This window comes from Mesorhizobium sp. W050, from assembly GCF_054719535.1.
In genome coordinates this window covers 286,062-309,730 of sequence record NZ_JBTTIH010000001.1, presented here as the reverse complement: position 1 = coordinate 309,730, position 23,669 = coordinate 286,062, and the positions used below count along the sequence as shown (strand labels likewise).

Genomic DNA, 23,669 nt, shown 5'->3' with positions numbered 1-23,669 from the left:
CCGGGTCTTGCCACTGAGCGTCCAGAAACGCCGCGAAAAACAAAAAGCCGAACTGCGTTCCGAATTGCTCGACGCAGCCCACAAGCTCGTCAAGGAAGAGGGCTATGAAGGCCTGACCATCCGCAAGTTGGCCAAGCGGGTCGGCTATGCTCCGATGTCGGTCTATTCCTACTTCGCCGACAAGCAAGACATCCTGTTTGCGCTGGCCGAGGATGCCTTCGAAACACTTGCCCGCCGCATCGAGGAGCATCCTTCCGACGATCCGATCGAGGCCTTGCGTGCGGTGATGACCGAATATGCTGCCTTCGGGCTCGGCAATCCCAACGAATACCGCACCGTGTTCATGACCGAAAAGACCAAGCTGCCGGAAGGCAGAAGCTATGAGGACATGGAAGAGGCCAACCCGGCGATGAAAGCGCTGATATCCAGGGTCGAGGCCTGCGTTGCTGCAGGCAAGCTGCAGGGCGATCCGCGCGCCATCGCCACCATGCTTTGGGCAGTCGGCCACGGCACCATCTCGCTTTTGATCACGTTCCCGTTCTACCCCTTCGGCGATCCACAGGCTTTCGTGACGCGGATGTGCGATTTCACACTCGCCACGCTCAGCACCCAGAATGTGCCGCCGCTGACCGAGACCCCGGTCGACTGCTGAGCATCCCCGCCCCTCCAATTCAACGTCCGGCCTGACAGCTTCGGCTGTGTCAGTGCGCCACAATTTTCGGCGTTCAAAAAGATTTTTCGTACGCGTACGTTTTCCGACTTGAAAACCCATCTCGGTGGGCGTATGTGTACGTTGTATCGTACATGTACGAAAAGAATTTAACCGATGGAGACAGACATGAACAAGACCCTTCTCGCCCTCGCCACCGTGCTGGCTCTCTCCGGCTCGGGTTTCGCCGCCAACAACACACACTCGACCAAGCAGGCCCCCGCCGCCACCTGCGTCGACACCACGACCAATGCCAAGCTCGATTGCGCCGTGACCGGCTCGGTCGAAAAGTCCGACGTCAAGGCCAAGAGCCCGCGTCTCGGCATCGAGATCAACCCGTGGATCGTGCCGAGCACGTTCTAAGTTGATCGGGCTCGACCAGAGCACAACGACTAATTTAAGGGCGGCAGGATAATCCCGGCCGCCCTTTTTTCCTCGGCGCAAGCCGGCTTTTCCTGAGTTCAAACCTGGCGTAGCCGAACGGGTTATTTCTTGCGCGGTTTGCGACCCGGCACCGTCTTGGCCTTGCCGGGTCTTGCCGGCGCGCCTGGGATGGCGGTCGAGGTGATCGACACCGGATCGCTGGCCGGAAACGTGTCCTCGAGGCCTTCCTCGAGTTCCTCTTCGGCAGTCACCTCGTGATGCTGCTCATGTTCGAGTGAGCGCACGGCGGACGTCTTGCCAGCTGACTTCGGCGGCGCTTTCGACGGCATCGTATGTTCTCCCTGATGGGGGAAGCAGAACGGCTTGACCCGTCAAACGTTCCTACGCCGCCGCGTCGCTGGCTGCTTCCGACAGGAAAGTAAAGACATAGTCCGAGAAGGAACGCCAGCACTCGACCCGGAAAGCGTCGGCTGCCGTGCGCAACAGCAGGATTTCGCACTTGCCGAGAATGGTGCGCGACGCCGCGCCCACCGGAAAAGCCTCGAGCGACAAATCCTGCGGGCAGCCTGCATTGATCGCGGCGGCAGCCGCCGGGCCGGTGACGGCGAAGGCGACGTTGCGGTGCGAGATGCCGACCGCCGAATGCAATGCGGCAACCCCAGCACGATCGGCCAGCGGATCCTTGCCAGCCTCATCGATAACCAGCCACTCGTCAGGGCCAAGCCACAGCGCCGTGCGCCCTGTCTTCGACGCCGAAGTTTTCGGCTGCTTCGGCAAGGTCAGGCCGAGCGCCTTCGACAGCGCCGCGACGGAAGCCTCCGGCGCGCGCAGCGACATGCGCTCCGCCGGCGGCAGCACCTCGACCTTGACATCCGTTGCGGAAACGACGCGTTCAGCCAGGGCCGGGCGGCGCTCGACCGACGGCGCTGCAGCTGGGGCCGTCTTCTTTGCAGCAGCCTTAGCCATTGAGGCGCCCTCCCGTCTCGTCGAAGAACACCATGCCGGTAACCTCCACTTCGATCATCCCGTTCGGCATCGGCACATAGAGCGTGTCGCCCATCCGGTCGCGCCCGCCGGCAACCAGCGCCAGCGCGATCGAGCGACCGCAATTTTCCGACCAGTAGCTGGATGTGACGTGACCGATCATCTTCATCGGGATCGCCTGCTTCGGGTCGGCGACGATCTGCGCGCCTTCCTCAAGCACCACTTTCGGGTCCTTGGTCTTCAAGCCGACCAGTTGCTTGCGGCCCTTGGCGACAAGGTCGGGCCGCGTCAGGCCGCGGATGCCGACGAAGTCGGTCTTCTTCTTGCCGACCGCCCAGTCGAGCCCGGCATCGTTCGGCGTCACCGTGCCGTCCGTGTCCTGGCCGACGATGATGTAGCCCTTTTCGGCGCGCAGCACGTGCATCGCCTCGGTGCCGTAAGCAGTCGCGCCATGCTTTTGGCCTTCGGCCCACAGCGCCTCCCAGACAGCCTGGCCGTGATCGGCCGGCACGTTGACTTCAAAACCGCGCTCGCCGGTGAACGACATGCGAAACAGCCTGGTCGGAACGCCGCAGATCTTGCCTTCGCGCACCGACATATGCGGCAGCGCCTCGTCCGACATGTCGATGCCTTCGACCAGCGGTGCAATGATGTCTCGCGACTTCGGCCCCTGCACGGCGATGACCGCCCATTGTTCGGTGATCGACGTCAGCCAGACATTGAGATGCGGGAACTCGGTCTGGAGATAATCCTCCATGTGGTTCATGACGCGCGGCGCGCCACCCGTTGTCGTCGTCACATGGAAACGATCCGGCGCCAGTCGGCCGACGACGCCGTCATCATAGATGAAGCCGTCCTCGCGCAGCATGATGCCATAGCGGCAGCGGCCGGGCTCAAGCTTCTCCCATGGATTGGTATAGAGCAGTTCCATGAACCTGGCCGCATCCGGTCCGACCACTTCGATCTTGCCCAGCGTCGAGGCATCGAACAGGCCGGCATTGGTGCGCACAGCGACGCATTCGCGGTCGACCGCCTTGTGCATGTCCTCGCCGGGTTTGGGGAAATACCAGGCGCGCTTCCACTGGCCGACATCCTCGAACACCGCGCCTTGAGCTTCCGCCCAGGGATGGATCGCGGTCTTCCGTGTCGGGTCGAACAGCGGACCGCGCGAATGGCTGACGATCGCGCCGAAAGTAACAGGCGTATAGGGTGCGCGGAACGTGGTCAGCCCGACCTCGGGGATCGGCTTGCCAAGCGTCTCGGCGGCAATCGCCAGGCCGTGCATGTTGGAGGTCTTGCCCTGGTCGGTCGCCATGCCGTTGGTGGTGAAGCGCTTGACGTGCTCGATCGAGCGCATGCCTTCATGCACCGCCTGGCGGATGTCCTTGGCGGTGACGTCGTTCTGGAAATCGACGAAGGCCTTGACCGTCCTGTCCGGCCCGGCGCCGGGCGCCGCGCCCAGCATGCCGCGCGACCAGCTTTCCGACGCGTCGACCTTCGGCTTTACGCCCTTGGCCACTTTGCCGCCCGCATCCTTCGCCGCCTTTGCGCCGGCCGCATAGGCCTCATCGATCGACGCCGAGAGCCCATCCGTACCGTTGCAGGCGCCGACCGAAACGCAGTCCTGCGCATAGATGCCCGGCACGAAGCGCTTGGTCTCGTCATTGAAGGCGACCTTGCCGCGCGACTGTGAGAACAGATGCACCGACGGCGTCCAGCCGGCCGACATCAGGATGGCGTCGACCGGAATGGTGCGCTCGCCGCCCCCATTCTTCGGCTGCACCGTCATCGAGGTCACGCGCAACTTGCCGCCGGCGCGGATCACCGCGCGGCCGAAATTGACCTCGATCCCGAGCGCCCTCGCCTCGTCGATCACAGGTCCGGTCGGATGGTCGCGCAGGTCGACGATCGCCGCCACGTTGACGCCGGCCTTCTTCAGGTCGATCGCGGCGGAGTAGGCCGAGTCATTTGCGGTGTAGACGCCGACATTTTTGCCGACCGCGACACCGTACTGGTTGAGATAAGTCCGCGCCGCCGAGGCCAGCATGATGCCGGGCCGGTCATTGTCGGCAAACACCATATGGCGTTCGATGGCGCCGGTCGCCAGCACCACGCGCTTGGCGCGTACCTGCCATAGGCGCTCGCGCGGCAAATCGTGGCCGGGGTTTTGCAGATGGTCGCTGACCCGCTCGACCAGGCCGACGAAGTTCTGCGCGTAGTAGCCGAACGCCGTCGTCCGCGACAAAACGCGGACATTGTCCAGGGCGGTGAGCTTGGCCACCGCGCCTTGCGCCCAGGCATAACCGTCCTGGCCGTCGATCTTCGCCCCGCTCTCGAAGCGCAGGCTGCCGCCGAAGCTGGCCTGTTCATCGGCGAGGATGACACGCGCGCCGGTTTCGGCAGCGGCGAGCGCTGCCGCAATGCCGGCCGCACCGCCGCCAAGCACCAGTACGTCGCAATGCGCATAGCGCGACGAATAATGGTCGGGATCTGGCTTGTCAGGCGAAACGCCGAGGCCGGCCGCGGCGCGGATCTTCGGCTCGTAGAGGCTCTTCCAGGCCGCCTTCGGCCACATGAAGGTCTTGTAGTAGAAACCGGCCGAAAACAGCGGCGATGCAATGTCGTTGACCGCGCCGACGTCGAAGGCGAGCGACGGCCAGCGGTTTTGCGAGTTGGCGACGAGCCCGTCATAGAGCTCCTGCACCGTGGCGCGGATGTTGGGCGCCTTGCGTGCCGCGTCGCGCTTGACCTCGACCAGCGCGTTGGGCTCTTCCGCTCCGGCCGACAGGAAGCCGCGCGGACGGTGATACTTGAACGAACGTCCCACCAAATGCACGCCATTGGCAAGCAGCGCCGAGGCCAGCGTGTCGCCTTCGATGCCGGTGTAAGACTGGCCGTCGAAAGAGAACCGCGCGGTCTTCGCCTGGCTGAGACGGCCGGCGCTCGGAATGCGGAACGCGCCGCTCATTTGGAAGCCATTTCGTTGGAGTTTTTGGGCAGCTTGGACGGTTTCGGCTCGCCGGCTTTGTAAGTCATGACGAACTTGTCGGTGACGGTGTCGCGCACCGCATTGAAGAAGCGTGCGCAGCCATGGATGTGGCGCCAGCGCTCATAGATGATGCCCTTGGGGTTCGAGCGGATGAAGAAGAACTTTTCAAAATCGTCGTCGCTCTCGCCCGCCATGTTGGCCGAACGCGCAATATGCGCCTCGCCGGCGTTACGGAACTCGAGCTCCGGGCGCTCTTCCTCGCAATAGGGGCAGCGGATGAGAAGCATTATCGTTCGTCCCTACAATTCGCCGTGGCCGACATGCGCGCCGGCCGGTTGGTTGCAAAGCCTCTGGCCCATCGCCGCAAAAGGCGCGACGAGCCGAATGCGCTCCTCTACACTTGCGGCGGGGCGAAACAGCTCGCGATACGCCATGTTGCCGATCGTGAGCTGAAACGGATCGGTCGTCACGATGACGCTGCGCGGCTCGAATGTGTCGTCCTCGCCGAGATCGGAGGGCCTGTTCTCCATGAAGATGACCACCTTCTGGCCACCACTCCACACGCATCCCAGAATGCCGGCGTCGATCGAAAACGGCCAATTGGCTTCGTTGCCGGCGCGGCTGATCGGCTGCGTGCGCACTTCGTCCGGTGACGGAAAGTGGAACAGGTCCTGCTCCCCCGCCAGCACCAGCGGCACCGCTACAGCCAACTCCACCATCATCAGTGCGCCACCGCCGCCGCCGCTGCCTCGTCGATGAGGCGGCCGGTACGGAAGCGCTCGATGGTGAAGGGCGCGTTGATAGGATGCGCATCGTCCTTGGCAATCGTGTGGGCAAAGACATGGCCTGAGCCGGGCGTTGCCTTGAAGCCGCCCGTGCCCCAGCCGCAATTGACGTAGAGGCCGGGCACCGGCGTCTTGGCCAGGATCGGCGAACGGTCGGGCGTCACGTCGACGATGCCGCCCCACGAGCGCAGCATCTTCATGCGGGTGAAGATCGGGAACATCTCGCAGATGGCGTCGAGCGTGTGCTGCAGGATATGCAGGCCGCCGGTCTGCGAATAGGAGACATACTGGTCGGTGCCGGCGCCGATCACCAGCTCGCCCTTGTCGGACTGCGAGATATAAGCGTGCACCGTGTTCGACATAACCACGCACGGCACCACCGGCTTGACCGGCTCCGACACCAGCGCCTGCAGCGGATAGCTTTCCAGCGGCATGCGCACGCCGGCCATGTTCATGATCACCGAGGAGTGGCCTGCAGCCACCACGCCGACCTTCTTGGCGCTGATGAAGCCGCGCGTCGTGTCGACGCCCATGACCGCGCCATTGGCCGCCCGCTTGACGCCGGTGACCTCGCAATTCTGGATGATGTGCACGCCGCGCGCCGAAGCGCCGCGCGCATAGCCCCAGGCCACCGCATCGTGACGCGCCGTGCCGCCTCGCCGCTGCAAGGCAGCGCCGACGACGGGATAGCGCGCCTGCCTGGAAATGTTGAGCGGCGGGCAGAATTCCTTCGCCTGCTCAGGCGTCAGCCATTCATTGTCGATGCCATTGAGACGGTTGGCATGGACATGGCGCTTCAGCACCTGGATGTCGTGCACATTGTGCGCCAGCATCATGACGCCGCGCGCCGAATACATGACGTTGTAGTTGAGTTCCTGGGAGAGCCCATCCCACAGCTTCAGCGCATGGTCGTAAATGCCGGCGCTCTCGTCGTAAAGGTAGTTGGAGCGGATGATGGTGGTGTTGCGCCCGGTGTTGCCGCCGCCTAGCCAGCCCTTTTCCAGCACCGCGACATTGGTGATGCCGTGAACGGTGGCGAGATAGTAGGCGGTGGCCAGGCCATGACCGCCGGCGCCGACGATGATGACGTCATATTCCTTCTTCGGTTCCGGCGAGGACCATTGTTCCTCCCAGCCCTTGTGGCCGCGCATGGCCTCGCGGGCGATGGCGAATACCGAATATTTTTTCAACGTTCCAGCCTCGCAATGGCGGTGGGGTATTTTACGCAGCCCCGGCGCGCGAGGTGTATCACTAGCGAAACGGCGCTTCCACCCTTGCGCTGTTTGCGACGGCGCTTGCCGTTTTGCGCCGCGGTGGAAAAGACCTGCCCGGGCTGGCAGGCATGGCTGCGTTCGGACACACTGGCGATCGCGAGACTCTGGAGGACGGATATGGGCAACGCCTGGTGGAATCTGACGTTGCGTTTCCTGCTGGAACTTGCCGCCTTGCTTGGCCTCGGCTTTGCCGGCTGGAGCCTCTCCGGCGGATGGTGGCGCTGGCTCTTCGCCTTGGCCTTGCCGTTCATTGCAGCTGCGCTGTGGGGAACCTTCGCGGTGCGCGGCGATCCGAGCCGGTCCGGACGCGCGCCGGTTCCTGTACCAGGCGCAGTCAGGCTGGTGCTTGAACTGGCCATCCTGTTTGGCGGTGCAGCCGGATTCTATGCCGCCGGTCACACAACCACGGGCGTTGTCATCACGCTGCTCATCGCCATCAGCTACGCATTTTCGCTCGATCGCCTCGGCTGGCTGCTGAAGCAATAGTCCGGCGCGCGGCGCTTGTGCCGCTGCGAAGCCATTCAGCAAGTCGAGCACGTATCGGGTGGCTAGCACCGTCCCGAACTGCGATCAACATCCCGGTTGCCGGCACAGCCGGCGCGATGAAAGGATGTAAAAAATGTTCGCACTCACCAATAAAATAGCGATCGTCACCGGCGCCAGTTCCGGCATCGGCCGCGCCACCGCAAAACTCTTTGCCGAAGAAGGCGCCAGGGTCGTCATCGCCGCCCGCCGCCAGGCCGAACTCGATGCGCTGGTCGTCGAAATCGAGGACGCCGACGGCACGGCAGTCGCGCTTGCCGGCGATGTCCGCGACGAAGCCTATGCAAAAGCCCTCGTCGATCTCGCCGTCGAAAAATTCGGCGGGCTCGATATCGCCTTCAACAATGTCGGCTCCGTCGGAACGATGGGTCCGATTTCGGAACTGTCGCTGGACGGATGGCGCGAGACGCTCGACGCCAATCTGACCAGCGCCTTTCTCGGCGCGAAATACCAGGTGCCGGCGATGGTCGAACGCGGCGGCGGATCGCTGATCTTCACCTCGACCTTCGTCGGTCACACAGTCGGCATGCCGGGCATGACCAGCTATGCCGCGAGCAAGGCCGGACTGATCGGCCTGACGCAGGTGCTGGCCGCCGAATACGGCCCCAGGGGCGTGCGGGTCAACGCGCTGATGCCGGGTGGCACCGACACGCCGTCGGCAACATTCAAGACGCCGGAATCACGCGCTTTCGTGGAAAACCTGCATGCCTTGAAACGTGTCGCTGTGCCTGAAGAGATCGCCCGCGCTGCGCTCTTCCTGGCATCGGATGCGTCGAGCTTCACCACAGGATCGGCGCTGTTTGCCGATGGCGGCGTCTCGATCACCCGGACGTGAAGCATTTCGCGGGTCATCGCCCGCGCCGATCAGCCATAGAACCCGAAACCGGACTTGCTTTTTCCTCGCGATTTGGCGATTCGGTTTCGGGTGAGGAGGACGGACATGCTGCTGATCAGGACCTATGTCGCCCAGAGCGCAATCGAAGGCGTCGGCGTGTTCGCCGCCGAGCCGATCAGGAAGGGCGCCTCGATCTGGCGGCTCGATCCGGATTTCGACCGGCTGATCCCGATGGACAAATACGAGGCGGCGCCGCCGCACCTCAAGGAATTGCTCGACCGCTATGCCTATCCGAGCCCCGACCGTCCCGGCTTCATGGTCTATGAAGTCGATAATGGCCGCTTCATGAACCACGCCGAGCGGCCGAACACGGATTTTTCGCAATATGGCGGCGCCACCGCCACTCGAGATATATCAGCCGGCGAGGAAATTACCTGCGATTACGGCGAATTCTTCGAGGATTTCGCACGGCTCCATCTGGCCAGCGCCTAGTTGGCGCCCTATCTCGGGGCTGCCGTGGCAAATTGGCGGTTGTCCTTCATTTCCAGTGTGGACAGCGCGGCCTGATTCTGCTATCAGCCGCCACAATTCGTGGTGTAAAGCGCCGCGGAGGCATGTGGCTATGGCCACTTGCCTGTTGATATCAAACCCGAAAGACAGGATTGCCCGTGCAGGTACTCGTCCGCGACAATAACGTTGATCAGGCGCTTCGCGCTCTCAAGAAGAAGATGCAGCGCGAAGGCATTTTCCGCGAAATGAAGATGCGCGGCCATTACGAGAAGCCTTCCGAGAAGCGCGCCCGTGAAAAGGCCGAAGCCGTTCGCCGCGCCCGCAAGCTGGCCCGCAAGCGCGCCCAGCGCGAAGGCCTGCTGCCGATGACGCCGCGCCCGGTTGCTGCCGGCGCCGCCGGTGGTCCTGGTGGTGCTCCGCGTCCGCCGCGGTTCTGACGCCAATTTTTCGTCCTTTTCGAAGGATACTCAGAGGTGGCGCGATGCGGAATCGCCGCCACCTTTTTGTTTGGAGCGCCGCCATTCTGTTGGAGGCCGTTCCCTTGAACGCGCAAACGGCGTTCTAGATTCTGTTACGAGAATCTGTGACCCGGCCCGGAGGGGGACCTGGACGGCGAGGCTGAAGTGAGGACAGGGCAGACATGAACGCAATCGGCGTAGAGCGCAGAACCACAATGCGCGGTTTGGCCCTGGCGGCAGCCCTGATGTCCGGCCTGGTGCTTGCCAGTTGCCAGAGCGTTCCGACCGGCGAATTCAACAACATTGACAAGGCGCAAGGCTCGAGCGAGAACATCTCCTCGCTGTCGGCGGTGATCCAGCGCAATCCGCAGGATCCGGAAGGCTACAATGTGCGCGGCTCGGCCTATGGCCGTGGCGGCCAGTATCAGGCGGCGCTGAAGGATTTCGACACCGCCATCCAGCTCAACCCGAATTTCTACCAGGCCTATTCGAACCGGGCGCTGATCCAGCGCTTCCTCGGCAACCAGGCGGCCGCCCTTGCCGACTACAACCGCTCGATCCAGATCAATGCAAATTATGACGCCGCCTATATCGGCCGCGGCAACCTCTATCGCAAGGCCGGCCAGACCCAGCAGGCCTTCAACGATTTCCAGAAGGCGATCCAGCTCGACACCACGGATGCCCGTGCCTACCACAATCGCGGCCTGATCTATCAGAGCCAAGGCCAGCACAAGTTTGCCATCGAGGATTTCTCGACCGCCATCTCGCTGGCGCCGGACGCCGCCGAACCCTACAACGGCCGCGGCCTCTCCTATCTCGCCATGAATGACGAGGACAACGCCTTCTCCGACTTCAACATGGCCATCAAGCTCGACGGCAAGAACGCCGAAGCCTGGTCCAACCAGGCCCTGATCTACGAGCGCCGCGGCGACAAGGTCAAGGCCTCGAAGGCCTACCGCGAAGCCGTCCATCTCGACCCGACCTACCAGCCGGCCAAGGACGGCCTGTCGCGCACATCGGGCGCCACCGCCGGCTGAGATGCAGCCGGCGCGCCGCCATCGGCGGCCTTTTATAACAACGTTCTATTCCTGATGCAGTGCGCCGCGTGAGCGGTTTCTCCCAAGGGAAAGCGCAGAGCGCTTCCCCTTGAGATTGCGTATCCAGAAAACCCCACTATCACCCAATCTTAACCACCGGGGGCAAAGCGTTAACCCCTGCCTTGATCGCGCCAAGTTTTCAGCGGAACGCTCCGGGCCATTCAACCGTTGTTGAAGGCATTTTCGAAAGGACTGACCCATGATCAAGAAAATCATCTGTGCCGCGGCACTTGCCACGACGCTGCTTGCCGTTCCCGCCAGCGCCGGCAAGCTTCAGCTCGGCACGCTCGATTGCACCATCGACGGCGGCGTCGGTTACGTCATCACGTCGAACAAGGGCGTCGACTGCACGTTCCGCCCTTATCACCATGGGCCGTCCGAGAAATACACGGGGATGATCTCCAAGCTCGGCGTCGATCTCGGCCAGACGCATCAGGGCCAGCTGGTGTGGGCGGTTCTGGCCGCCACCCGCGGCCATGACGAGGGCGACCTTGCCGGCCATTATTACGGCGTCAACGCCGAGGCGAGCGTGGTGACCGGCGGCGGCGCCAATCTGCTGGTCGGCGGGCTGGACGGCGCCTTTGTGCTGGAGCCGCTCAGCGTCCAGGCGCAGACCGGCGTCAATGTAGCGGTCGCCGTGACCTCCCTGGAGCTGATCCACTCGTTCAAATAAGCATCGGCAAATAAGGATCGACTGATCCCTCTACGCGCGGCGCGGAACAGGTTACTGTTTCGCGCCGCATGCTTTTTGGGGGATCCGCCGTGCTGAAACCAGCCATCGCCGCCGCTATCACCATCATCTGTACCCCAGGCCCAAGCGCAAGGCCAGGGTATCGAACTCGGTGTGCTCGATTGCGCCATCGGCGGCGGCACCGGCTTCATCTTCGGCTCCAGCAAGGATCTGAGCTGCACCTTCACGCCGGCCGACAAGAGCTTTTCGCCGGAAGCCTATTTCGGCGCCGTCAACAAATACGGGCTCGACATCGGCACCACCAAGCAGACCGTCATGCAATGGCTGGTGCTGACGCCGCTGAGGAACATCTATGCGCCCGGCGCGTTGGCCGGCGACTATATCGGCGCCAGCGCCGAAGTGACCGCGGCGGTCGGCGCCGGCGCCAATCTCCTGGTCGGCGGCTCCTCGCAGGCCTTCACCCTGCAGCCGCTCAGCCTGCAGACGCAGACCGGTATCAACATTGCGATCGGCGTCAGCCAGTTTCAGCTGCGCAGCATTGAGAACTGACCGGCGCATCAAGCGGAGAGGCTTCCGGCCAATCTCGACCGTTTGCACTTCGATAAAAAGCCACTTGAGCTCAACTGCGCTTGAGGTTTTACAACTCGCCTGACTGAAACAGCGCGCATGGCCCCGCCGGAAAGCCCGACTGGCTTCTGGCGCCATGCGCCGGCATCGAGATATGCAAAGGCAGGGTAAAAGAATGACTGGAATCACCAGCAACAAGGTCGACTGGCGGGCATTGTGGGCAAGCGGCGACCTCGCGCGCTTCTGCTTCATCAGCCTCGGCATCCTGCTGCACGCCACCAACGAGACGATGGTGGCGACGGTCATGCCGGCCATGGTCGGGGACCTCGCCGGTGTGCAGTTCGTCGGCTGGTCGCTGGCCGTCTACGAGCTCGGCGCCATTGTCGCCGGCGCAGCGGCCGGGCGGCTGGTCAGCTATGTCGCTCTACGCTCCAACGTCACGGTCGCCGCCCTGCTCTATGCCGTGGGCGCACTGATCTGCGCCACCGCGCCGTCCATGCCGGTGTTTCTTGGCGGCCGTCTGGTCGAGGGTCTCGGCGGCGGTGCGCTGGTGTCGCTGGCCTTCGTCTCGGTCGAGCGGCTGTTTAACCGCAGCATCTGGCCACAGCTGTTCGGCATCATGTCGGCGATCTGGGGCGTCGCCGCCTTCAGCGGCCCGATGCTCGGCGCGATCATGGTCGAGCTCCTGTCCTGGCGCTGGGCCTTCGGCGTCTTCGTGCTGGGTGGCATCGCCATGGCATCGGCAAGCTTCATCGTCCTGAACACGCCGGAAGCGACGAAGCCGCAAGCCGCCGCCGGCACCTCGCCGCCCTTCCCCTTTGCAGCACTTGGCTGCCTCGCCATCGCCGTCGTGCTGATCGCCACCGCAGGCGTCGACGTCGCCTTGCTGCGCTCGTCGCTGCTGCTGGTCCTCGGCCTCGCCGGCCTGGCGCTGTTCGTTTTCGTTGACGCCATGAAGCCGCAATCGCGACTGTTCCCGTCGGGCCTGTTCTCATGGCGCTCGCCGGTCGGCAGCGGCATGAGCATGGTTGCCGCCTTCTCGGTGGCGACAGTCTCTTTTTCCATCTACGGGCCGCTTCTGCTTACCACGCTGCACGGCATCCCGATCCTGACCACAGGCTACATCATCGCCGCCGAATCGATCGCCTGGTCAATCCTGTCGATCGCCGTCGCCAATGCGCCGCTGCAGCGCGAACGGCAGATCCTCGTTATCGGCGCGCTGATGATTGCAGCCGGCCTCGCCGGTTTCGCCTATGCCATCCCCGCCGGCTCGATCCCGGTGATCCTGCTCTGCGCTTTGTTGCAAGGCGGTGGCTTCGGCATGTCATGGCCCTTCCTGACCCGCATCATCGTCGCCTCGGCCCGCAACGGCGAGCAGACGATCGCCTCGGCCGCCGTGCCGACCATGCAGCGCATCGGCTACGCCGTGGGCGCCGCCATGGCCGGCATCATCGCCAATGCCAGCGGCTTTTCGGACGGGCTGAACCGCGAGGCAGCAGCGCACGTCGCCGGCTGGCTGTACCTGGCCTTCGTGCCACTTGGCATTGTCGGTTGCCTGGCGGCGTTGAAGATGGCTTTGGCGGCACGCCGGCCGCAATTGGCGACAGGCTGAGGGCACGGCGGATGGAGAATTTGGCGACAGCATTCCGCCGGCGCTGTCGGCGTCAAATGCCCTCGACCACAAGGCTGCTTGCAAGACCATGGCCCGTGCCTGATTGCGGACCGGCGGCCGCTCAGGCTTGCAAACGCTCGGCGATGAGCGCGGCGAGCCGCGCCGCCACCTCGTCCTTGCCCATCTCAGGCCATTCCTCGACGCCGTCCTTCGAGACGATGCGCACCTTGTTGCGGTCGCCGCCCATGACGCCGGTGGGGCCGACGCCGCTTTCACGCGAGACATCGTTGGCGACAATGAAATCGGCGCCCTTCTTCTTCAGCTTGGCCTCGGCGTTGGCAATCAGGTCCTGCGTCTCGGCGGCGAAGCCGACAACCAGCCCCGGCCGTTGCCCGTGATGACCAACACCGGCGAGAATGTCGGGGTTTTCGATCATCTGCAGCGCCGGTGGGCCCTGGCCCGCCACCTTCTTGATCTTCTCGCCGGCCGTGCCAGCGGTGCGCCAGTCGGCGACGGCAGCTACGAAGACCGCAGCGTCCGCCGGCAACAACTGTTCGACGGCCGCCTTCATCTCGGCCGCGGTCTCGACATGTGTCGTCACAACGCCGGCCGGATCGGCAATGCTGACCGGACCGGAGATCAGGCGTACATCCGCGCCCAGTCTTGCCAGCGCTGCCGCAATCGCATGGCCCTGCTTGCCCGAAGAGCGGTTGGCGATGTAGCGCACCGGGTCGATCGGCTCATGCGTCGGCCCCGAGGTGACGATGATCCTGCGGCCGGCCAGCGGCTTCGGCCTGCTGTCGAGCTGTGCCTCGATCACTGCCACGATCTCCAGCGGCTCGGCCATGCGGCCCTCGCCCGCCTCGTTGCTTTCCGCCATCTCGCCCTTGGCCGGGCCGACGAAGGCGATGCCATCCTTGGCGAGCGTCGCCCGGTTGCGGCTCGTCGCGGCATGCGACCACATTTTCGGGTTCATCGCCGGCGCCATCAGCACCTTCTTGTCGGTGGCGAGCAGCACCGTCGAGGCCAGATCGTTGGCATGGCCGTTGGCGAGCTTGGCCATCAGATCGGCAGTGGCCGGCGCCACCACCAAGAGGTCGGCCTCGCGCGACAGCCTGATATGGCCGACATCGTGCTCGTCATTGCGGTCGAACAGTTCGGTGAAGACATGGTCGGCCGAAAGCGCGCCGACCGAAAGCGTGGTGACGAATTCCTGCGCGGCCGATGTCATCACCACGCGCACGCCAGCACCGCGCTCGCGCAGCCGGCGGATCAGGTCGAGCGCCTTGTAGGCGGCGATGCCGCCGCCGATGATCAGCAGGATGCGCTTGCCGTCGAGGGTTTTTTGCGTTTTTGTGGATTGACCTCGCTGGGGCAGATCGATGTCAAAACCTCCATGAGGCTCAACCAAGCGGCGGATTGTTGCATAGAGGGTTTCGCTCGCGGGCATGCCGGCTTCCGCCGACAGCACGCTCTTGGCAAGCGCATCACGCGCCTCTTCCTCCATCGACACCCCGCGCGCCGCAGCGCGCTCACGCAATTTCTGCTTCACGTCGTCAGCTAGATTGCGGACAGTAATGGTGCCCATGACTTGCTCCGCGACATCAATAGCGCGACTGCAACGCTAGCACCACCGTTGCTAGCGTTGCAAGCGATCAGAGCAGCTTCCACGCGATGTAAACCAGCGTCAGCGCGATCACCCACACCGCCAGCCGGCCCGAGCGGGTGTAACGGGCTTCGGCCTTGCCGATGGCGCGCGATGTCGCCTCGTCGAAGCGGAGGCCGTGCTCCGCCATAAAATCGATCTCGCGTGACAGCCGCTCGGTGCGAGCGGCAAGGTCCGGCGCCTGGCGGGCGAGCGCCAGCAGCGCCTTGGCGCCGTCGCGCGCGTCCATCAGCAGGCCGCTCGGCCCGAGATTGCCGGCGATCCACTGGCCGACCACCGGCTCGGCCGTCTTCCACATGTTGAAGGCCGGGTCGAGCGTACGCGCGACGCCCTCCACCACCACCATGGTCTTCTGCAACAGGATCAGTTCCGACCGCGTGGCCATATCGAACAGTTCGGTGACCTCGAAGAGCAGCGTCAAAAGCTTGGCCATCGAAATGGTCTCGGCCGGCTGGCCGTGGATCGGCTCGCCGATGGCGCGGATCGCCTGCGCGAAAGCCGCGACATTGTGCTGGCGCGGCACGTAGCCGGCCTCGAAATGCACCTCGGCGACGCGCAAATAGTCGCGGGTGATGAAGCCGTAGAGGATTTCGGCGAGGAACCGGCGCTCCTTCTTGCCGAGCCGTCCGGCAATGCCGAGATCGACGGCGACGATATTGCCATTGGCCTCGACGAACAGATTGCCTGGATGCATGTCGGCATGGAAGAAGCCGTCCCGCAGCGTGTGACGCAGGAACGACTGGATCAGGTTGGTGGCGATCGCCTTCAGATCGTGCCCCGCCGCAGCGAGGCCGGCGATGTCGTTCATCTTGACGCCGTCGACCCATTCCATGGTCAGCACATCGCGCCCGGTGCGCTCCCAGTCGACGGACGGCACGCGGAAGCCCGGATCGTCCTTGGTGTTTTCGCCCAGTTCCGAAAGTGCGGCCGCCTCGAGGCGAAGATCCATCTCGATCTTGGTGGTCTGCGCCAGCGTCTCGGTCACCTCGACCGGCCGCAGCCGGCGCGACGACGGGATGTATTTCTCCTGCAGCCGGGCGGCGAGGAAATAGCTTTCGAGATCCTGAAAGAAGCGGCGGCGCACGCCAGGCCGGATCACCTTCACCGCCACCTTGGTATCGACACCGTCATGCATGGCCTGCGCGGGATGGACCTGGGCGATGGAGGCCGCCGCGACCGGCCCGCCGAACTGCGTATAGAGTTCGCCGATCTTGCGCCCGAGCGACCCCTCGATCGCCGCCACCGCTTCCGCCTGCGAAAAAGTGTGCATCTTGTCCTGCAGCATGGCGAGGTCGAGCGCCATGTCGTTGCCGACGACATCGGGCCGCGTCGCCAGGAACTGGCCGAGCTTGACATAAGAGGGTCCGAGCCGGACCACCGCCTTGGCCAGCCGGTCGCTGCGCTCATAAGCGAGCGCGCGGCGGCGGGTGAACAGCCGGGCCATGCGCCAGCCGAATTTCGGCAGGCCGCTGAGTTCGTCCCCCGGCAGTGCTGCGATCACGCCCTCGCGGACCAGCACCCAGCCGGCCCGCGCGAGCCGAAAGGCGGCGCCGACGCTGCTCATCGTCTACCCTGCTGCTGCAAACTGTCCGGCCTCAAAGCTTCCAGCCCGAATGAAGCGCTGCGATGCCGCCGGAATAGTTGCGGAAAGACACGCGCTCGAAGCCGGCGCGGGTGATCATGGCAGCAAAATTCTGTTGGTTGGGAAATTTGCGGATCGATTCGACCAGATAGGAATAGGGCTCGCCGTCGCCCGTCACCATCTTGCCGATCTGCGGAATGGCGTTGAACGACCAGGCTTCGTAGACCTTGTCGAGCAGCGGCATCTCGACCTCGGAAAACTCCAGGCACAGGAACCGTCCGCCGGGCTTCAGCACGCGAAAGGCTTCCGTCAGCGCGACATCGATGCGCGGCACGTTGCGGATGCCGAATGCGATGGTGTAGGCGTCGAAGGTGCTATCGGTGAAAGGCAGTTCCTCGGCATTGGCCTCGACGAAATCGGTATTCCCGGACAGGCCCTTCTTTTCCGCCCGGTCGCGGCCGACGCTGAGCATCGAGCCGTTGACGTCGAGCACCGTGGCATGCGTGTTGCCATGGCTGGCGTCGACGATGCGGAAGGCGATGTCGCCGGTGCCGCCCGCCACGTCGAGCACTTTCCAGCCCGGACGTTTCGGCGGATTGAGCCATGTCACCATGGCATCCTTCCACAGCCGGTGCAGCCCGGCCGACATCAGGTCGTTCATCAGGTCGTAGCGGTTCGCCACCTTGTGGAAAACCTCATTGACCAGAGGCTGCTTGTCGCCTGGCCCTACCTTCTTGAAACCATAGGAGGTTTCCATGCCGCCCGCGGCCGTGGTTCTCTCAACTGACATTATTTTGATCCGTCATAAAACCGGCGGGACCATAGCCGATCGATGGTGCGGGCGCTATTGTTTAAGGCGCGGTGTTCGGCCGCGCTTCCAGGTGGTGGGCTTTACGGCCTGGACTGATGAGACGGGATAACTGCATGCCTTTGAAAGCAGAACTGCACTGCCACATCGAGGGGGCAGCGGCGCCCGAACTCGTCATCCGTCAGGCGCAGAAATACGGCAAGGACACCTCGCTTTATATCCAGAACGGCTCCTTCGTCTGGCATGATTTCACCTCGTTCCTGGCGGCTTATGATTTTTCCGCCGACCTGTTCCGCACCGAGGAGGATTATGCCCGCCTCGCCGACCATTATCTGACCAGCCTTGCCCGCGACGGCGCCATCTATTCCGAGGTCTTCACCTCGCCCGACCATGCCGTCAGGGCCGGCCTGTCGCCCAAGGCCTATACCGATGCGCTCGGCGAAGGCATGCTGCGCGCCAAAGCCAAGACCGGCATCGAGGGCCGCATGATCGTCACCGGCGTACGCCATGTCGGCGTCGAGTCGATCGAGCAGGCGGCGCGCTTTGCGGCGCGCTGCGGAAATCCGCTGGTCACCGGCTTCGGCGTCGCCGGCGACGAGCGCATGGGCGAGATGGAGGATTATGTCAGGGCCTTCGAGATCGCCCGCGAAGCCGGCCTCGGCATCACCATCCATGCCGGCGAGCTGACCGGATGGGAGACGGTGCAGGCCGCACTCGACCATATCCGCCCGTCGCGCATCGGCCATGGCGTGCGCGCCATCGAAAACCCCGATCTGGTGCGGCGCATCGCCGATGAGGGCATCGTGCTGGAATGCTGCCCCGGCTCCAACATCGCGCTCAAGGTCTACGACAGTTTCGCCGATCACCCTTTCCCTGCGCTGCAGGCAGCCGGCTGCAAGGTGACGCTGAATTCTGACGACCCGCCCTATTTCTGGACTTCGCTGAAGCGCGAATACGACATCGCCGCCGAGCATTTCGCCATGAACGAAAAGGCGCTGGCCGCCATCACCCGAACCGCGATCGAGGCGGCTTTCGTCGACAGGAAGACGAAAAGCGCGCTGCTTGCCCGGCTCGATGCGAAGAGGTGACTGGTGATTGGTGATTGGTGATTGGTGATTGGTTTGCCGGCGCTTCGGCCTGTCAACGGCAATGATCGATCCATCGGGACTCGCAAACCTGCTCACTATTCACTATTCACTATTCACCATTCACTGGAGCAACCCATGCAGGGCGTCACCGTCGTCGACCACCCGCTTGTCCAGCACAAGCTCACCATCATGCGCAAGAAGGAGACGTCGACCGCTGGTTTCCGGCGGCTGCTGCGCGAGATCTCGCTCCTGCTCGGCTACGAGGTCACCCGCAACCTCGAACTGACGACGACGACCATCGAAACGCCGATGGAAACCATGGAAGCGCCGACGCTGGAGGGCAAGAAGCTGGTCTTCGCCTCGGTGCTGCGCGCCGGCAATGGCCTGCTCGAAGGCCTGCTCGACCTGGTCCCGGCGGCCCGCGTCGCGCATGTCGGCCTCTACCGCGATCACGAAACGCTGGAGGCGGTGGAATATTTCTTCAAGGCGCCGAGCGATCTCGCCGACCGGCTGGTGATCGTCGTCGATCCGATGCTGGCGACCGCGAACTCGGCCATCGCGGCCATCGACAAGCTGAAGGAGCGCGGCGCCACCAACATCCGTTTCCTTTGCCTGCTGGCGGCGCCAGAAGGCATCGAGCGCTTCACCAAGGCGCATCCGGATGTTCCCGTGTTCACCGCTTCCATCGACCGCCAGCTCAACGAGAAGGGCTACATCATGCCCGGCCTCGGCGATGCCGGCGACCGCATGTACGGAACCAAATGACGGCGGCTGGCAAGGCCAGCTGACATCCAGTCGTTTACCGCCCGTTTACGCAAAGCCGCGGTTTCGGGTTGGCGTTAAAGCGGCACACACCATACGTGGGCAAGAATGGGCCTTCACGAAGGTCCATTCATGCTGCGCAAGCTTGTCATTCTGGGCGTGTTCGCCGGAACGTCGGCATCGATCCCGATCGTCTATCAGTCGAATCCGCAGATTCTCGACAACCTGTTGAAGTCGACCGTCGCCGGCAAGCCGTCCGCGCAGCCTCAGCCCGAACTGAACATGGCCTCGGTTCCCGGCAAGCCGGCCGCACCGCTGCCCACTGGGCGCAAAGTATTGGTGGCGGCTGACGAGCGCGGCCATTTCACCTCCGCCTTCAAGCTCAACGGCCGCCAGGTCGACGGCATGATCGACACCGGCGCCACTTTGGTCGCCATCAACACCTCGACGGCGCGCCGCATCGGCATCTCGCTCAACCCGTCGGACTTCAACCAGCAGGTCAACACCGCCAATGGCGCGATCAGGGCCGCCGTGGTCAACATCGATCGCCTGCAGATCGGCAAGATCAGCGTCGACAACGTCCAGGCGGTAGTGCTCGACGACAAGGCTCTGCGCACCAACCTCATTGGCATGAGCTTTTTGCAGCGGCTGGCAAAATACCAGGTCGAAAACGGCACACTGTTGCTGGTGCAGTAGCGCGTTCCGCTACCCGCGCGGCAGCACGCGCCGGATGACAGTCTTGTCGGCGGCTGGTTTCGACGCCCCGATCGTATAGGCCGAAAGCACGGCGGCTGCGGCCGCTTCGGCCTCCACTTGCGTGCGGGCGTGGACCAGCGCCAGCGGCTCGCCGGCCCGCACCTCGGCGCCGAGCGGCAGCAGCCTGGTGATGCCGACCGCATGGTCGATCCTGTCGTCCGGCCGCGTGCGCCCGCCACCGAGCCCGACCACGGCAAGGCCGATATCGCGGGTGGCAATAGCGGTGGCAAAACCGTTGCCTGTCGCCTTGACCGCAAACTCCACCGCCGCTTTCGGCAGGTATTTTTCCGGCTTCTCGACGAAATCGGCGGGACCGCCAAGGGCTGCGACCATACGCGCGAAGGCGGCTGCCGCGCGGCCGCCGGCCAGCGTCTCGGCCGCGCGCCTGAGACCGTCCTGATTGGACGACGCCAGCCCTGCCGATTGCAGCATCTCGGCGGCCAGCGCCAGCGTCACATCCTCCAGTCGCTTGTCGCGGAACCTTCCGGTGAGGAAATCGACGGCGTTGCGCACCTCGACCGCGTTGCCGGCCGCCGACGCCAGCGGCTCGTTCATACCGGTGACCAGCGCCGAGGCCTTCAGGCCGGCGCCGTTGGCGATCTCGACCAGGCTGTTGGCCAGTGCTGTCGCGTCGCGCGACTTCTCCATGAAGGCGCCATTGCCGACCTTGACGTCGAGCACCAGCGACCGCAGGCCGGCCGCGAGTTTCTTCGACAGGATAGAGGCAGTGATCAGCGGCACCGATTCCACCGTTCCGGTCACATCGCGGATCGCATAGAGGCGACGGTCGGCGGGCGCGAGATCGGCGGTCTGTCCGATGATGGCACAGCCGGTCTCGAGCACCGTCTTGCGGAAGCGCGCGATATCCGGCTGGCTGATATAGCCCGGGATGGCGTCCATCTTGTCCAGCGTGCCGCCGGTATGCCCAAGGCCCCTGCCGGAGATCATCGGCACATAGGCGCCGCAAGCGGCGACGATCGGCGCCAGCATCAGCGAGACATTGTCGCCGACGCCGCCGGTCGAATGTTTGTCGGTGACCGGACCCGGCAGGTCCGACCAGTCGAGCACATCGCCGGAATCGCGCATGGCGAGCGTCAGCGCCACCGCCTCGTCGCGGTTCATGCCGTTGAAGAACACCGCCATGGCAAAGGCGCCGACCTGGCCGTCCGAGACGCTGCCCGAAGTGACGCCGGCGACAAAGGCCGAAATCTCCTGCGCGGACAGTTTCTGGCCGTCGCGCTTGCGGCGGATGATTTCCTGCGGAAGCATCAGGTGCCCTTTGGCTCCGGCAACCCATCCTGGAACACATGCGCAAGGATCGTCGCCAGCCGTGCGCCGCCGATCGGCGCCATGTCCTTGGTCTCCTGGTGCGACAGTTCCGCCCCGGTCATCCCGGCGGCGAGATTGGTGATCACCGAACAGGCGGCTACGCGAAGCCCAAAGAAGCGGGCGAGAATGACCTCCGGTACGGTCGACATCCCTACCGCTTTGGCGCCCATGACGCGGGCCATGCGGATTTCAGCAGGGGTTTCGAAACACGGACCGGAAAACCACATATAGACGCCCTTGTGCAGCGCCGTCCCTGTCGCCTTCGCCGCCCGTTCGATCGCCGCGCGCAGGCCGGCATCATAGGCTTCGGTCAGGCCGACGAAGCGGCGGTCGCTAGGCTCGCCGATCAGCGGGTTGGAGCCGGAGAAATTGATGTGGTCGGTGATCAGCATCACCGATCCAGGCAGCATGTCGGGATCGACCGAGCCGGCGGCATTGGTAAGGATCAGCTTGGTGATGCCGATGCCGGCAAGCACCTCCAGCGCCGGCCGCATCGCCGCAGCAACGCCGTGCTCGTAATAATGGGCGCGGCCGGACAGCATCAGCACCGGCGTGCCGGCGAAAAGCCCCGCGACCACCTCGCCGGCATGGCCAGTCACCCCGCTGCGGGGGAAACCCGGCAGGTCGGCATAAGAGATGCGCACGGCATTTTCGACCTGGTCGACAAGCCCGCCAAGGCCCGACCCCAGCACCATCGCCGTTGTCGGCGCCAACCCGTCCAGCCTTTCAACGAGGTGGTCCAGAGCTTCCTTCATATCAGCCAACTCTCACTTCAAAATGTCGCCACGAAACCCGTAGGGCAGCATGTCGCCCATGGTCACGGTCTCGACCACGCCGGTGTTGTCGCAAAGATAGAGCTTTGTGTCCGGCCGGCAGAATTCCGCCAGCCTTTGCCGGCAGCCGCCACAGGGCGAGCATTTGGCCATGCGCGAGGCAATGACGGCGATTTCCACAATCTTGCCGCCGCCGCCCATGATGTAATGGCCGAGCGCCGTGGTCTCGGCGCACCAGCCTTCCGGATAGGACGCGACCTCGATGTTGGCGCCGGTGAAGACACGGCCGTCTTCGGTGCGCAACGCCGCACCCACCGGAAACTTCGAATAGGGCGCGTAGGCCTTGGCCATGGCCTCCTGCGCGGCTTCGAACAGATCATGCGACATCTAGACGTTCTCTCCGACGATCGTGGTCAAAACCCGGCCATTTGCGTTTTCCTGGCGCCTTTCGAGCACCAGCCGCATGTTCGACACAGTGCTCCTGGGCGCCCGGATCAACGTTCCTTGACATAAGGCACGCCGCCGGCGCGCGGCGGGATCGCCTTGCCGATGAAGCCGGCAAGCAGGATCACGGTCAGCACATAGGGCAGCGCCTGCATGAACTGCACCGGCACCTTGCCGATCAACGGCAGCGGCGAACCCTGTAGGCGGATCGCCGCCGCGTCGAGGAAGCCGAACAGAAGACAGGCGAACATGGCGTTCACCGGTCGCCATTTGGCAAAGATCAGCGCCGCCAGTGCGATGTAGCCCTTGCCCGCGGTCATGTCCTTCACGAAGCCGCCATTCTGCACCATCGAGAGGTAGGCGCCGGCAATGCCGGTCAGCACACCGGTGCAGATCAGCGCCCGGTAGCGCAGCCAGGCGACCGAGATGCCGGCGGTGTCGACGGCGGCCGGGTTCTCGCCGACGGCGCGCAGGCGCAGGCCGAAGCGGGTGCGAAACAACACCCACCAGGTGAACGGCACCATGGCGAAAGCGAGATACACCAGAATCGAATGGCCCGAGAGCAGCTCGGAATAGATCGGCCCGATGATGGGCACATCATGGATCGCGGCAGCACCTGGCAGAGTGATGGCCTCGAAACGCTCGCCCGGCTGCAGCGCCGGCGTGCGCCCGCCCTGCTGGAACCAGGCCTGGCCCAGAATGATGGTCGAGCCGGCGGCGACGAAGTTGATGGCCACACCGGAGACGATCTGGTTGCCGCGATGGGTGATCGAGGCGAAGCCGTGCACCAGGGCAAAGGCGACCGACATCACGATCGCCATGCCGAGACCGAGGAAGGCCGAATGGAAGACCGAAGCGGCGGCCGCACCTGCAAAGGCGCCGACCAGCATCTTGCCTTCCAGCCCGATGTCGAAAACGCCTGCGCGTTCCGAATAGAGGCCGGCGAGGCAAGCGAGCAGCAGCGGCACCGACAGGCGTATGGTCGAGTCCAGGATCTGCACGATGGCGATGAAGACGTCCATC

The 23,669-nt window shown here is 64.1% G+C and carries 25 protein-coding genes and 1 pseudogene; 13 read left to right on the top strand and 13 right to left on the bottom strand.

Annotated elements, in window-relative coordinates; genetic code table 11:
* The first annotated feature begins 7 nt into the window (after nucleotides 1–7).
* Both ACYG9Y_RS01470 and ACYG9Y_RS01465 read left to right on the top strand, forming a co-directional pair.
* Complete coding sequence (locus tag ACYG9Y_RS01470; RefSeq protein ID WP_023671149.1) at nucleotides 8–652, top strand: TetR/AcrR family transcriptional regulator; 645 nt, start codon at nucleotides 8–10, stop codon at nucleotides 650–652.
* 186 nt (nucleotides 653–838) lie between these two features.
* Complete coding sequence (locus tag ACYG9Y_RS01465) at nucleotides 839–1,072, top strand: DUF680 domain-containing protein (protein WP_023737612.1); 234 nt, start codon at nucleotides 839–841, stop codon at nucleotides 1,070–1,072.
* A 122-nt stretch (nucleotides 1,073–1,194) separates the two neighbouring features.
* Here the strand turns inward: ACYG9Y_RS01465 and ACYG9Y_RS01460 are convergent, their stop codons facing one another.
* From ACYG9Y_RS01460 to ACYG9Y_RS01435, 6 genes are read right to left on the bottom strand one after another with little or no spacing between them, the layout of a single operon-like run.
* Nucleotides 1,195–1,422 carry a hypothetical protein gene (locus tag ACYG9Y_RS01460; RefSeq protein WP_023671147.1) on the bottom strand — a complete coding sequence of 76 codons (228 nt, stop codon included), beginning with the start codon at nucleotides 1,420–1,422 and terminating at the stop codon, nucleotides 1,195–1,197.
* A 52-nt stretch (nucleotides 1,423–1,474) separates the two neighbouring features.
* Nucleotides 1,475–2,059 (bottom strand): sarcosine oxidase subunit gamma, encoded by a 585-nt coding sequence (locus ACYG9Y_RS01455; RefSeq protein ID WP_023691852.1) that lies wholly within the window; start codon nucleotides 2,057–2,059, stop codon nucleotides 1,475–1,477.
* Nucleotides 2,052–5,045, bottom strand: coding sequence for a sarcosine oxidase subunit alpha (locus ACYG9Y_RS01450; RefSeq protein WP_023737611.1), 2,994 nt, complete (start codon nucleotides 5,043–5,045; stop codon nucleotides 2,052–2,054). Before ACYG9Y_RS01450 ends, ACYG9Y_RS01455 begins: the two co-directional genes overlap by 8 nt.
* Nucleotides 5,042–5,353, bottom strand: coding sequence for a sarcosine oxidase subunit delta (locus ACYG9Y_RS01445; protein ID WP_023683197.1), 312 nt, complete (start codon nucleotides 5,351–5,353; stop codon nucleotides 5,042–5,044). The genes ACYG9Y_RS01450 and ACYG9Y_RS01445 overlap by 4 nt, the downstream gene beginning before the upstream one ends.
* A 12-nt stretch (nucleotides 5,354–5,365) precedes the next feature.
* On the bottom strand, nucleotides 5,366–5,788 hold the full coding sequence (locus ACYG9Y_RS01440; protein WP_023671143.1) for a hypothetical protein: 423 nt from the start codon (nucleotides 5,786–5,788) through the stop codon (nucleotides 5,366–5,368).
* On the bottom strand, nucleotides 5,788–7,041 hold the full coding sequence (locus tag ACYG9Y_RS01435) for a sarcosine oxidase subunit beta (RefSeq protein WP_023737610.1): 1,254 nt from the start codon (nucleotides 7,039–7,041) through the stop codon (nucleotides 5,788–5,790). The genes ACYG9Y_RS01440 and ACYG9Y_RS01435 overlap by 1 nt, the downstream gene beginning before the upstream one ends.
* 201 nt (nucleotides 7,042–7,242) lie before the next feature.
* On the opposite strand from ACYG9Y_RS01435, the gene ACYG9Y_RS01430 reads away from it, so the two are divergent.
* The 8 genes and pseudogenes from ACYG9Y_RS01430 (at nucleotide 7,243) to ACYG9Y_RS01395 (ending at nucleotide 13,438) form a co-directional block, all read left to right on the top strand.
* Entirely contained in the window at nucleotides 7,243–7,611 is a 369-nt protein-coding gene (locus ACYG9Y_RS01430; protein WP_023671141.1) for a YrdB family protein, read from the top strand.
* A 133-nt stretch (nucleotides 7,612–7,744) separates the two neighbouring features.
* Nucleotides 7,745–8,503 carry an SDR family oxidoreductase gene (locus ACYG9Y_RS01425; RefSeq protein WP_023671140.1) on the top strand — a complete coding sequence of 253 codons (759 nt, stop codon included), beginning with the start codon at nucleotides 7,745–7,747 and terminating at the stop codon, nucleotides 8,501–8,503.
* A gap of 105 nt (nucleotides 8,504–8,608) precedes the next feature.
* A complete protein-coding gene (locus tag ACYG9Y_RS01420; RefSeq protein WP_023671139.1) occupies nucleotides 8,609–8,995 on the top strand; it encodes an SET domain-containing protein in 387 nt (128 codons plus the stop codon).
* Nucleotides 8,996–9,171: 176 nt separating this feature from the next.
* Nucleotides 9,172–9,450, top strand: coding sequence for a 30S ribosomal protein S21 (gene rpsU, locus ACYG9Y_RS01415; protein WP_023671138.1), 279 nt, complete (start codon nucleotides 9,172–9,174; stop codon nucleotides 9,448–9,450).
* A gap of 203 nt (nucleotides 9,451–9,653) precedes the next feature.
* A complete protein-coding gene (locus ACYG9Y_RS01410; protein ID WP_023700994.1) occupies nucleotides 9,654–10,508 on the top strand; it encodes a tetratricopeptide repeat protein in 855 nt (284 codons plus the stop codon).
* Between the two features lie 259 nt (nucleotides 10,509–10,767).
* Nucleotides 10,768–11,241, top strand: coding sequence for a DUF992 domain-containing protein (locus tag ACYG9Y_RS01405; protein ID WP_023671136.1), 474 nt, complete (start codon nucleotides 10,768–10,770; stop codon nucleotides 11,239–11,241).
* Between the two features lie 89 nt (nucleotides 11,242–11,330).
* Nucleotides 11,331–11,808 (top strand): annotated as a pseudogene (locus ACYG9Y_RS01400) (DUF992 domain-containing protein).
* A 193-nt stretch (nucleotides 11,809–12,001) separates the two neighbouring features.
* The gene (locus ACYG9Y_RS01395) at nucleotides 12,002–13,438 is read left to right on the top strand and encodes an MFS transporter (RefSeq protein ID WP_023737608.1); all 1,437 of its coding nucleotides are present in this window, start codon (nucleotides 12,002–12,004) and stop codon (nucleotides 13,436–13,438) included.
* Nucleotides 13,439–13,559: 121 nt separating this feature from the next.
* On the opposite strand, the gene coaBC is transcribed toward ACYG9Y_RS01395, so the two are convergent.
* From coaBC to ubiE, 3 genes are all read right to left on the bottom strand, one after another.
* Nucleotides 13,560–15,026 carry a bifunctional phosphopantothenoylcysteine decarboxylase/phosphopantothenate--cysteine ligase CoaBC gene (gene coaBC, locus ACYG9Y_RS01390; protein WP_023737607.1) on the bottom strand — a complete coding sequence of 489 codons (1,467 nt, stop codon included), beginning with the start codon at nucleotides 15,024–15,026 and terminating at the stop codon, nucleotides 13,560–13,562.
* Nucleotides 15,027–15,093: 67 nt separating this feature from the next.
* A complete protein-coding gene (gene ubiB, locus ACYG9Y_RS01385; RefSeq protein ID WP_023749085.1) occupies nucleotides 15,094–16,668 on the bottom strand; it encodes a 2-polyprenylphenol 6-hydroxylase in 1,575 nt (524 codons plus the stop codon).
* 31 nt (nucleotides 16,669–16,699) lie between these two features.
* Entirely contained in the window at nucleotides 16,700–17,476 is a 777-nt protein-coding gene (ubiE, locus tag ACYG9Y_RS01380; RefSeq protein ID WP_023737606.1) for a bifunctional demethylmenaquinone methyltransferase/2-methoxy-6-polyprenyl-1,4-benzoquinol methylase UbiE, read from the bottom strand.
* Nucleotides 17,477–17,610: 134 nt separating this feature from the next.
* Here ubiE and ACYG9Y_RS01375 point away from each other — a divergent pair, with 134 nt between their 5' ends.
* The 3 genes from ACYG9Y_RS01375 to ACYG9Y_RS01365 all read left to right on the top strand — a co-directional run bounded on the left by ACYG9Y_RS01375 (nucleotide 17,611) and on the right by ACYG9Y_RS01365 (nucleotide 20,040).
* On the top strand, nucleotides 17,611–18,582 hold the full coding sequence (locus tag ACYG9Y_RS01375) for an adenosine deaminase (protein ID WP_023695615.1): 972 nt from the start codon (nucleotides 17,611–17,613) through the stop codon (nucleotides 18,580–18,582).
* A 135-nt stretch (nucleotides 18,583–18,717) separates the two neighbouring features.
* On the top strand, nucleotides 18,718–19,347 hold the full coding sequence (gene upp, locus ACYG9Y_RS01370; protein ID WP_023671129.1) for a uracil phosphoribosyltransferase: 630 nt from the start codon (nucleotides 18,718–18,720) through the stop codon (nucleotides 19,345–19,347).
* Nucleotides 19,348–19,476: 129 nt separating this feature from the next.
* Nucleotides 19,477–20,040, top strand: a complete 564-nt coding sequence (locus ACYG9Y_RS01365) for a TIGR02281 family clan AA aspartic protease (protein ID WP_023695614.1) — start codon at nucleotides 19,477–19,479, stop codon at nucleotides 20,038–20,040.
* A gap of 9 nt (nucleotides 20,041–20,049) precedes the next feature.
* Here ACYG9Y_RS01365 and deoA read toward each other — a convergent pair whose 3' ends face one another.
* The 4 genes from deoA to ACYG9Y_RS01345 form a co-directional block, all read right to left on the bottom strand.
* A complete protein-coding gene (gene deoA / locus ACYG9Y_RS01360) occupies nucleotides 20,050–21,369 on the bottom strand; it encodes a thymidine phosphorylase (protein ID WP_023733522.1) in 1,320 nt (439 codons plus the stop codon).
* Nucleotides 21,369–22,184, bottom strand: coding sequence for a purine-nucleoside phosphorylase (locus tag ACYG9Y_RS01355; RefSeq protein ID WP_023735052.1), 816 nt, complete (start codon nucleotides 22,182–22,184; stop codon nucleotides 21,369–21,371). The genes deoA and ACYG9Y_RS01355 overlap by 1 nt, the downstream gene beginning before the upstream one ends.
* A 12-nt stretch (nucleotides 22,185–22,196) precedes the next feature.
* Nucleotides 22,197–22,589, bottom strand: a complete 393-nt coding sequence (gene cdd / locus ACYG9Y_RS01350) for a cytidine deaminase (RefSeq protein WP_023683183.1) — start codon at nucleotides 22,587–22,589, stop codon at nucleotides 22,197–22,199.
* A 107-nt stretch (nucleotides 22,590–22,696) separates the two neighbouring features.
* Nucleotides 22,697–23,668: an ABC transporter permease gene (locus tag ACYG9Y_RS01345; protein WP_023683182.1), complete on the bottom strand. Its 972-nt coding sequence runs from the start codon at nucleotides 23,666–23,668 to the stop codon at nucleotides 22,697–22,699.
* Nucleotide 23,669: the final 1 nt, after the last annotated feature.

Bases quoted from the DNA above. Each gene is read 5' to 3' on its own strand.
- ACYG9Y_RS01465 (WP_023737612.1), top strand. From the start codon at position 839: ATGAACAAGACCCTTCTCGCCCTCGCCACCGTGCTGGCTCTCTCCGGC.
- ACYG9Y_RS01460 (WP_023671147.1), bottom strand. From the start codon at position 1,422: ATGCCGTCGAAAGCGCCGCCGAAGTCAGCTGGCAAGACGTCCGCCGTG.
- ACYG9Y_RS01455 (WP_023691852.1), bottom strand. From the start codon at position 2,059: ATGGCTAAGGCTGCTGCAAAGAAGACGGCCCCAGCTGCAGCGCCGTCG.
- ACYG9Y_RS01450 (WP_023737611.1), bottom strand. From the start codon at position 5,045: ATGAGCGGCGCGTTCCGCATTCCGAGCGCCGGCCGTCTCAGCCAGGCG.
- ACYG9Y_RS01445 (WP_023683197.1), bottom strand. From the start codon at position 5,353: ATGCTTCTCATCCGCTGCCCCTATTGCGAGGAAGAGCGCCCGGAGCTC.
- ACYG9Y_RS01440 (WP_023671143.1), bottom strand. From the start codon at position 5,788: ATGATGGTGGAGTTGGCTGTAGCGGTGCCGCTGGTGCTGGCGGGGGAG.
- ACYG9Y_RS01430 (WP_023671141.1), top strand. From the start codon at position 7,243: ATGGGCAACGCCTGGTGGAATCTGACGTTGCGTTTCCTGCTGGAACTT.
- ACYG9Y_RS01425 (WP_023671140.1), top strand. From the start codon at position 7,745: ATGTTCGCACTCACCAATAAAATAGCGATCGTCACCGGCGCCAGTTCC.
- ACYG9Y_RS01420 (WP_023671139.1), top strand. From the start codon at position 8,609: ATGCTGCTGATCAGGACCTATGTCGCCCAGAGCGCAATCGAAGGCGTC.
- ACYG9Y_RS01410 (WP_023700994.1), top strand. From the start codon at position 9,654: ATGAACGCAATCGGCGTAGAGCGCAGAACCACAATGCGCGGTTTGGCC.
- ACYG9Y_RS01405 (WP_023671136.1), top strand. From the start codon at position 10,768: ATGATCAAGAAAATCATCTGTGCCGCGGCACTTGCCACGACGCTGCTT.
- ACYG9Y_RS01395 (WP_023737608.1), top strand. From the start codon at position 12,002: ATGACTGGAATCACCAGCAACAAGGTCGACTGGCGGGCATTGTGGGCA.
- coaBC (WP_023737607.1), bottom strand. From the start codon at position 15,026: ATGGGCACCATTACTGTCCGCAATCTAGCTGACGACGTGAAGCAGAAA.
- ubiB (WP_023749085.1), bottom strand. From the start codon at position 16,668: ATGAGCAGCGTCGGCGCCGCCTTTCGGCTCGCGCGGGCCGGCTGGGTG.
- ubiE (WP_023737606.1), bottom strand. From the start codon at position 17,476: ATGTCAGTTGAGAGAACCACGGCCGCGGGCGGCATGGAAACCTCCTAT.
- ACYG9Y_RS01375 (WP_023695615.1), top strand. From the start codon at position 17,611: ATGCCTTTGAAAGCAGAACTGCACTGCCACATCGAGGGGGCAGCGGCG.
- upp (WP_023671129.1), top strand. From the start codon at position 18,718: ATGCAGGGCGTCACCGTCGTCGACCACCCGCTTGTCCAGCACAAGCTC.
- ACYG9Y_RS01365 (WP_023695614.1), top strand. From the start codon at position 19,477: ATGCTGCGCAAGCTTGTCATTCTGGGCGTGTTCGCCGGAACGTCGGCA.
- deoA (WP_023733522.1), bottom strand. From the start codon at position 21,369: ATGCTTCCGCAGGAAATCATCCGCCGCAAGCGCGACGGCCAGAAACTG.
- ACYG9Y_RS01355 (WP_023735052.1), bottom strand. From the start codon at position 22,184: ATGAAGGAAGCTCTGGACCACCTCGTTGAAAGGCTGGACGGGTTGGCG.
- cdd (WP_023683183.1), bottom strand. From the start codon at position 22,589: ATGTCGCATGATCTGTTCGAAGCCGCGCAGGAGGCCATGGCCAAGGCC.
- ACYG9Y_RS01345 (WP_023683182.1), bottom strand. From the start codon at position 23,668: ATGGACGTCTTCATCGCCATCGTGCAGATCCTGGACTCGACCATACGC.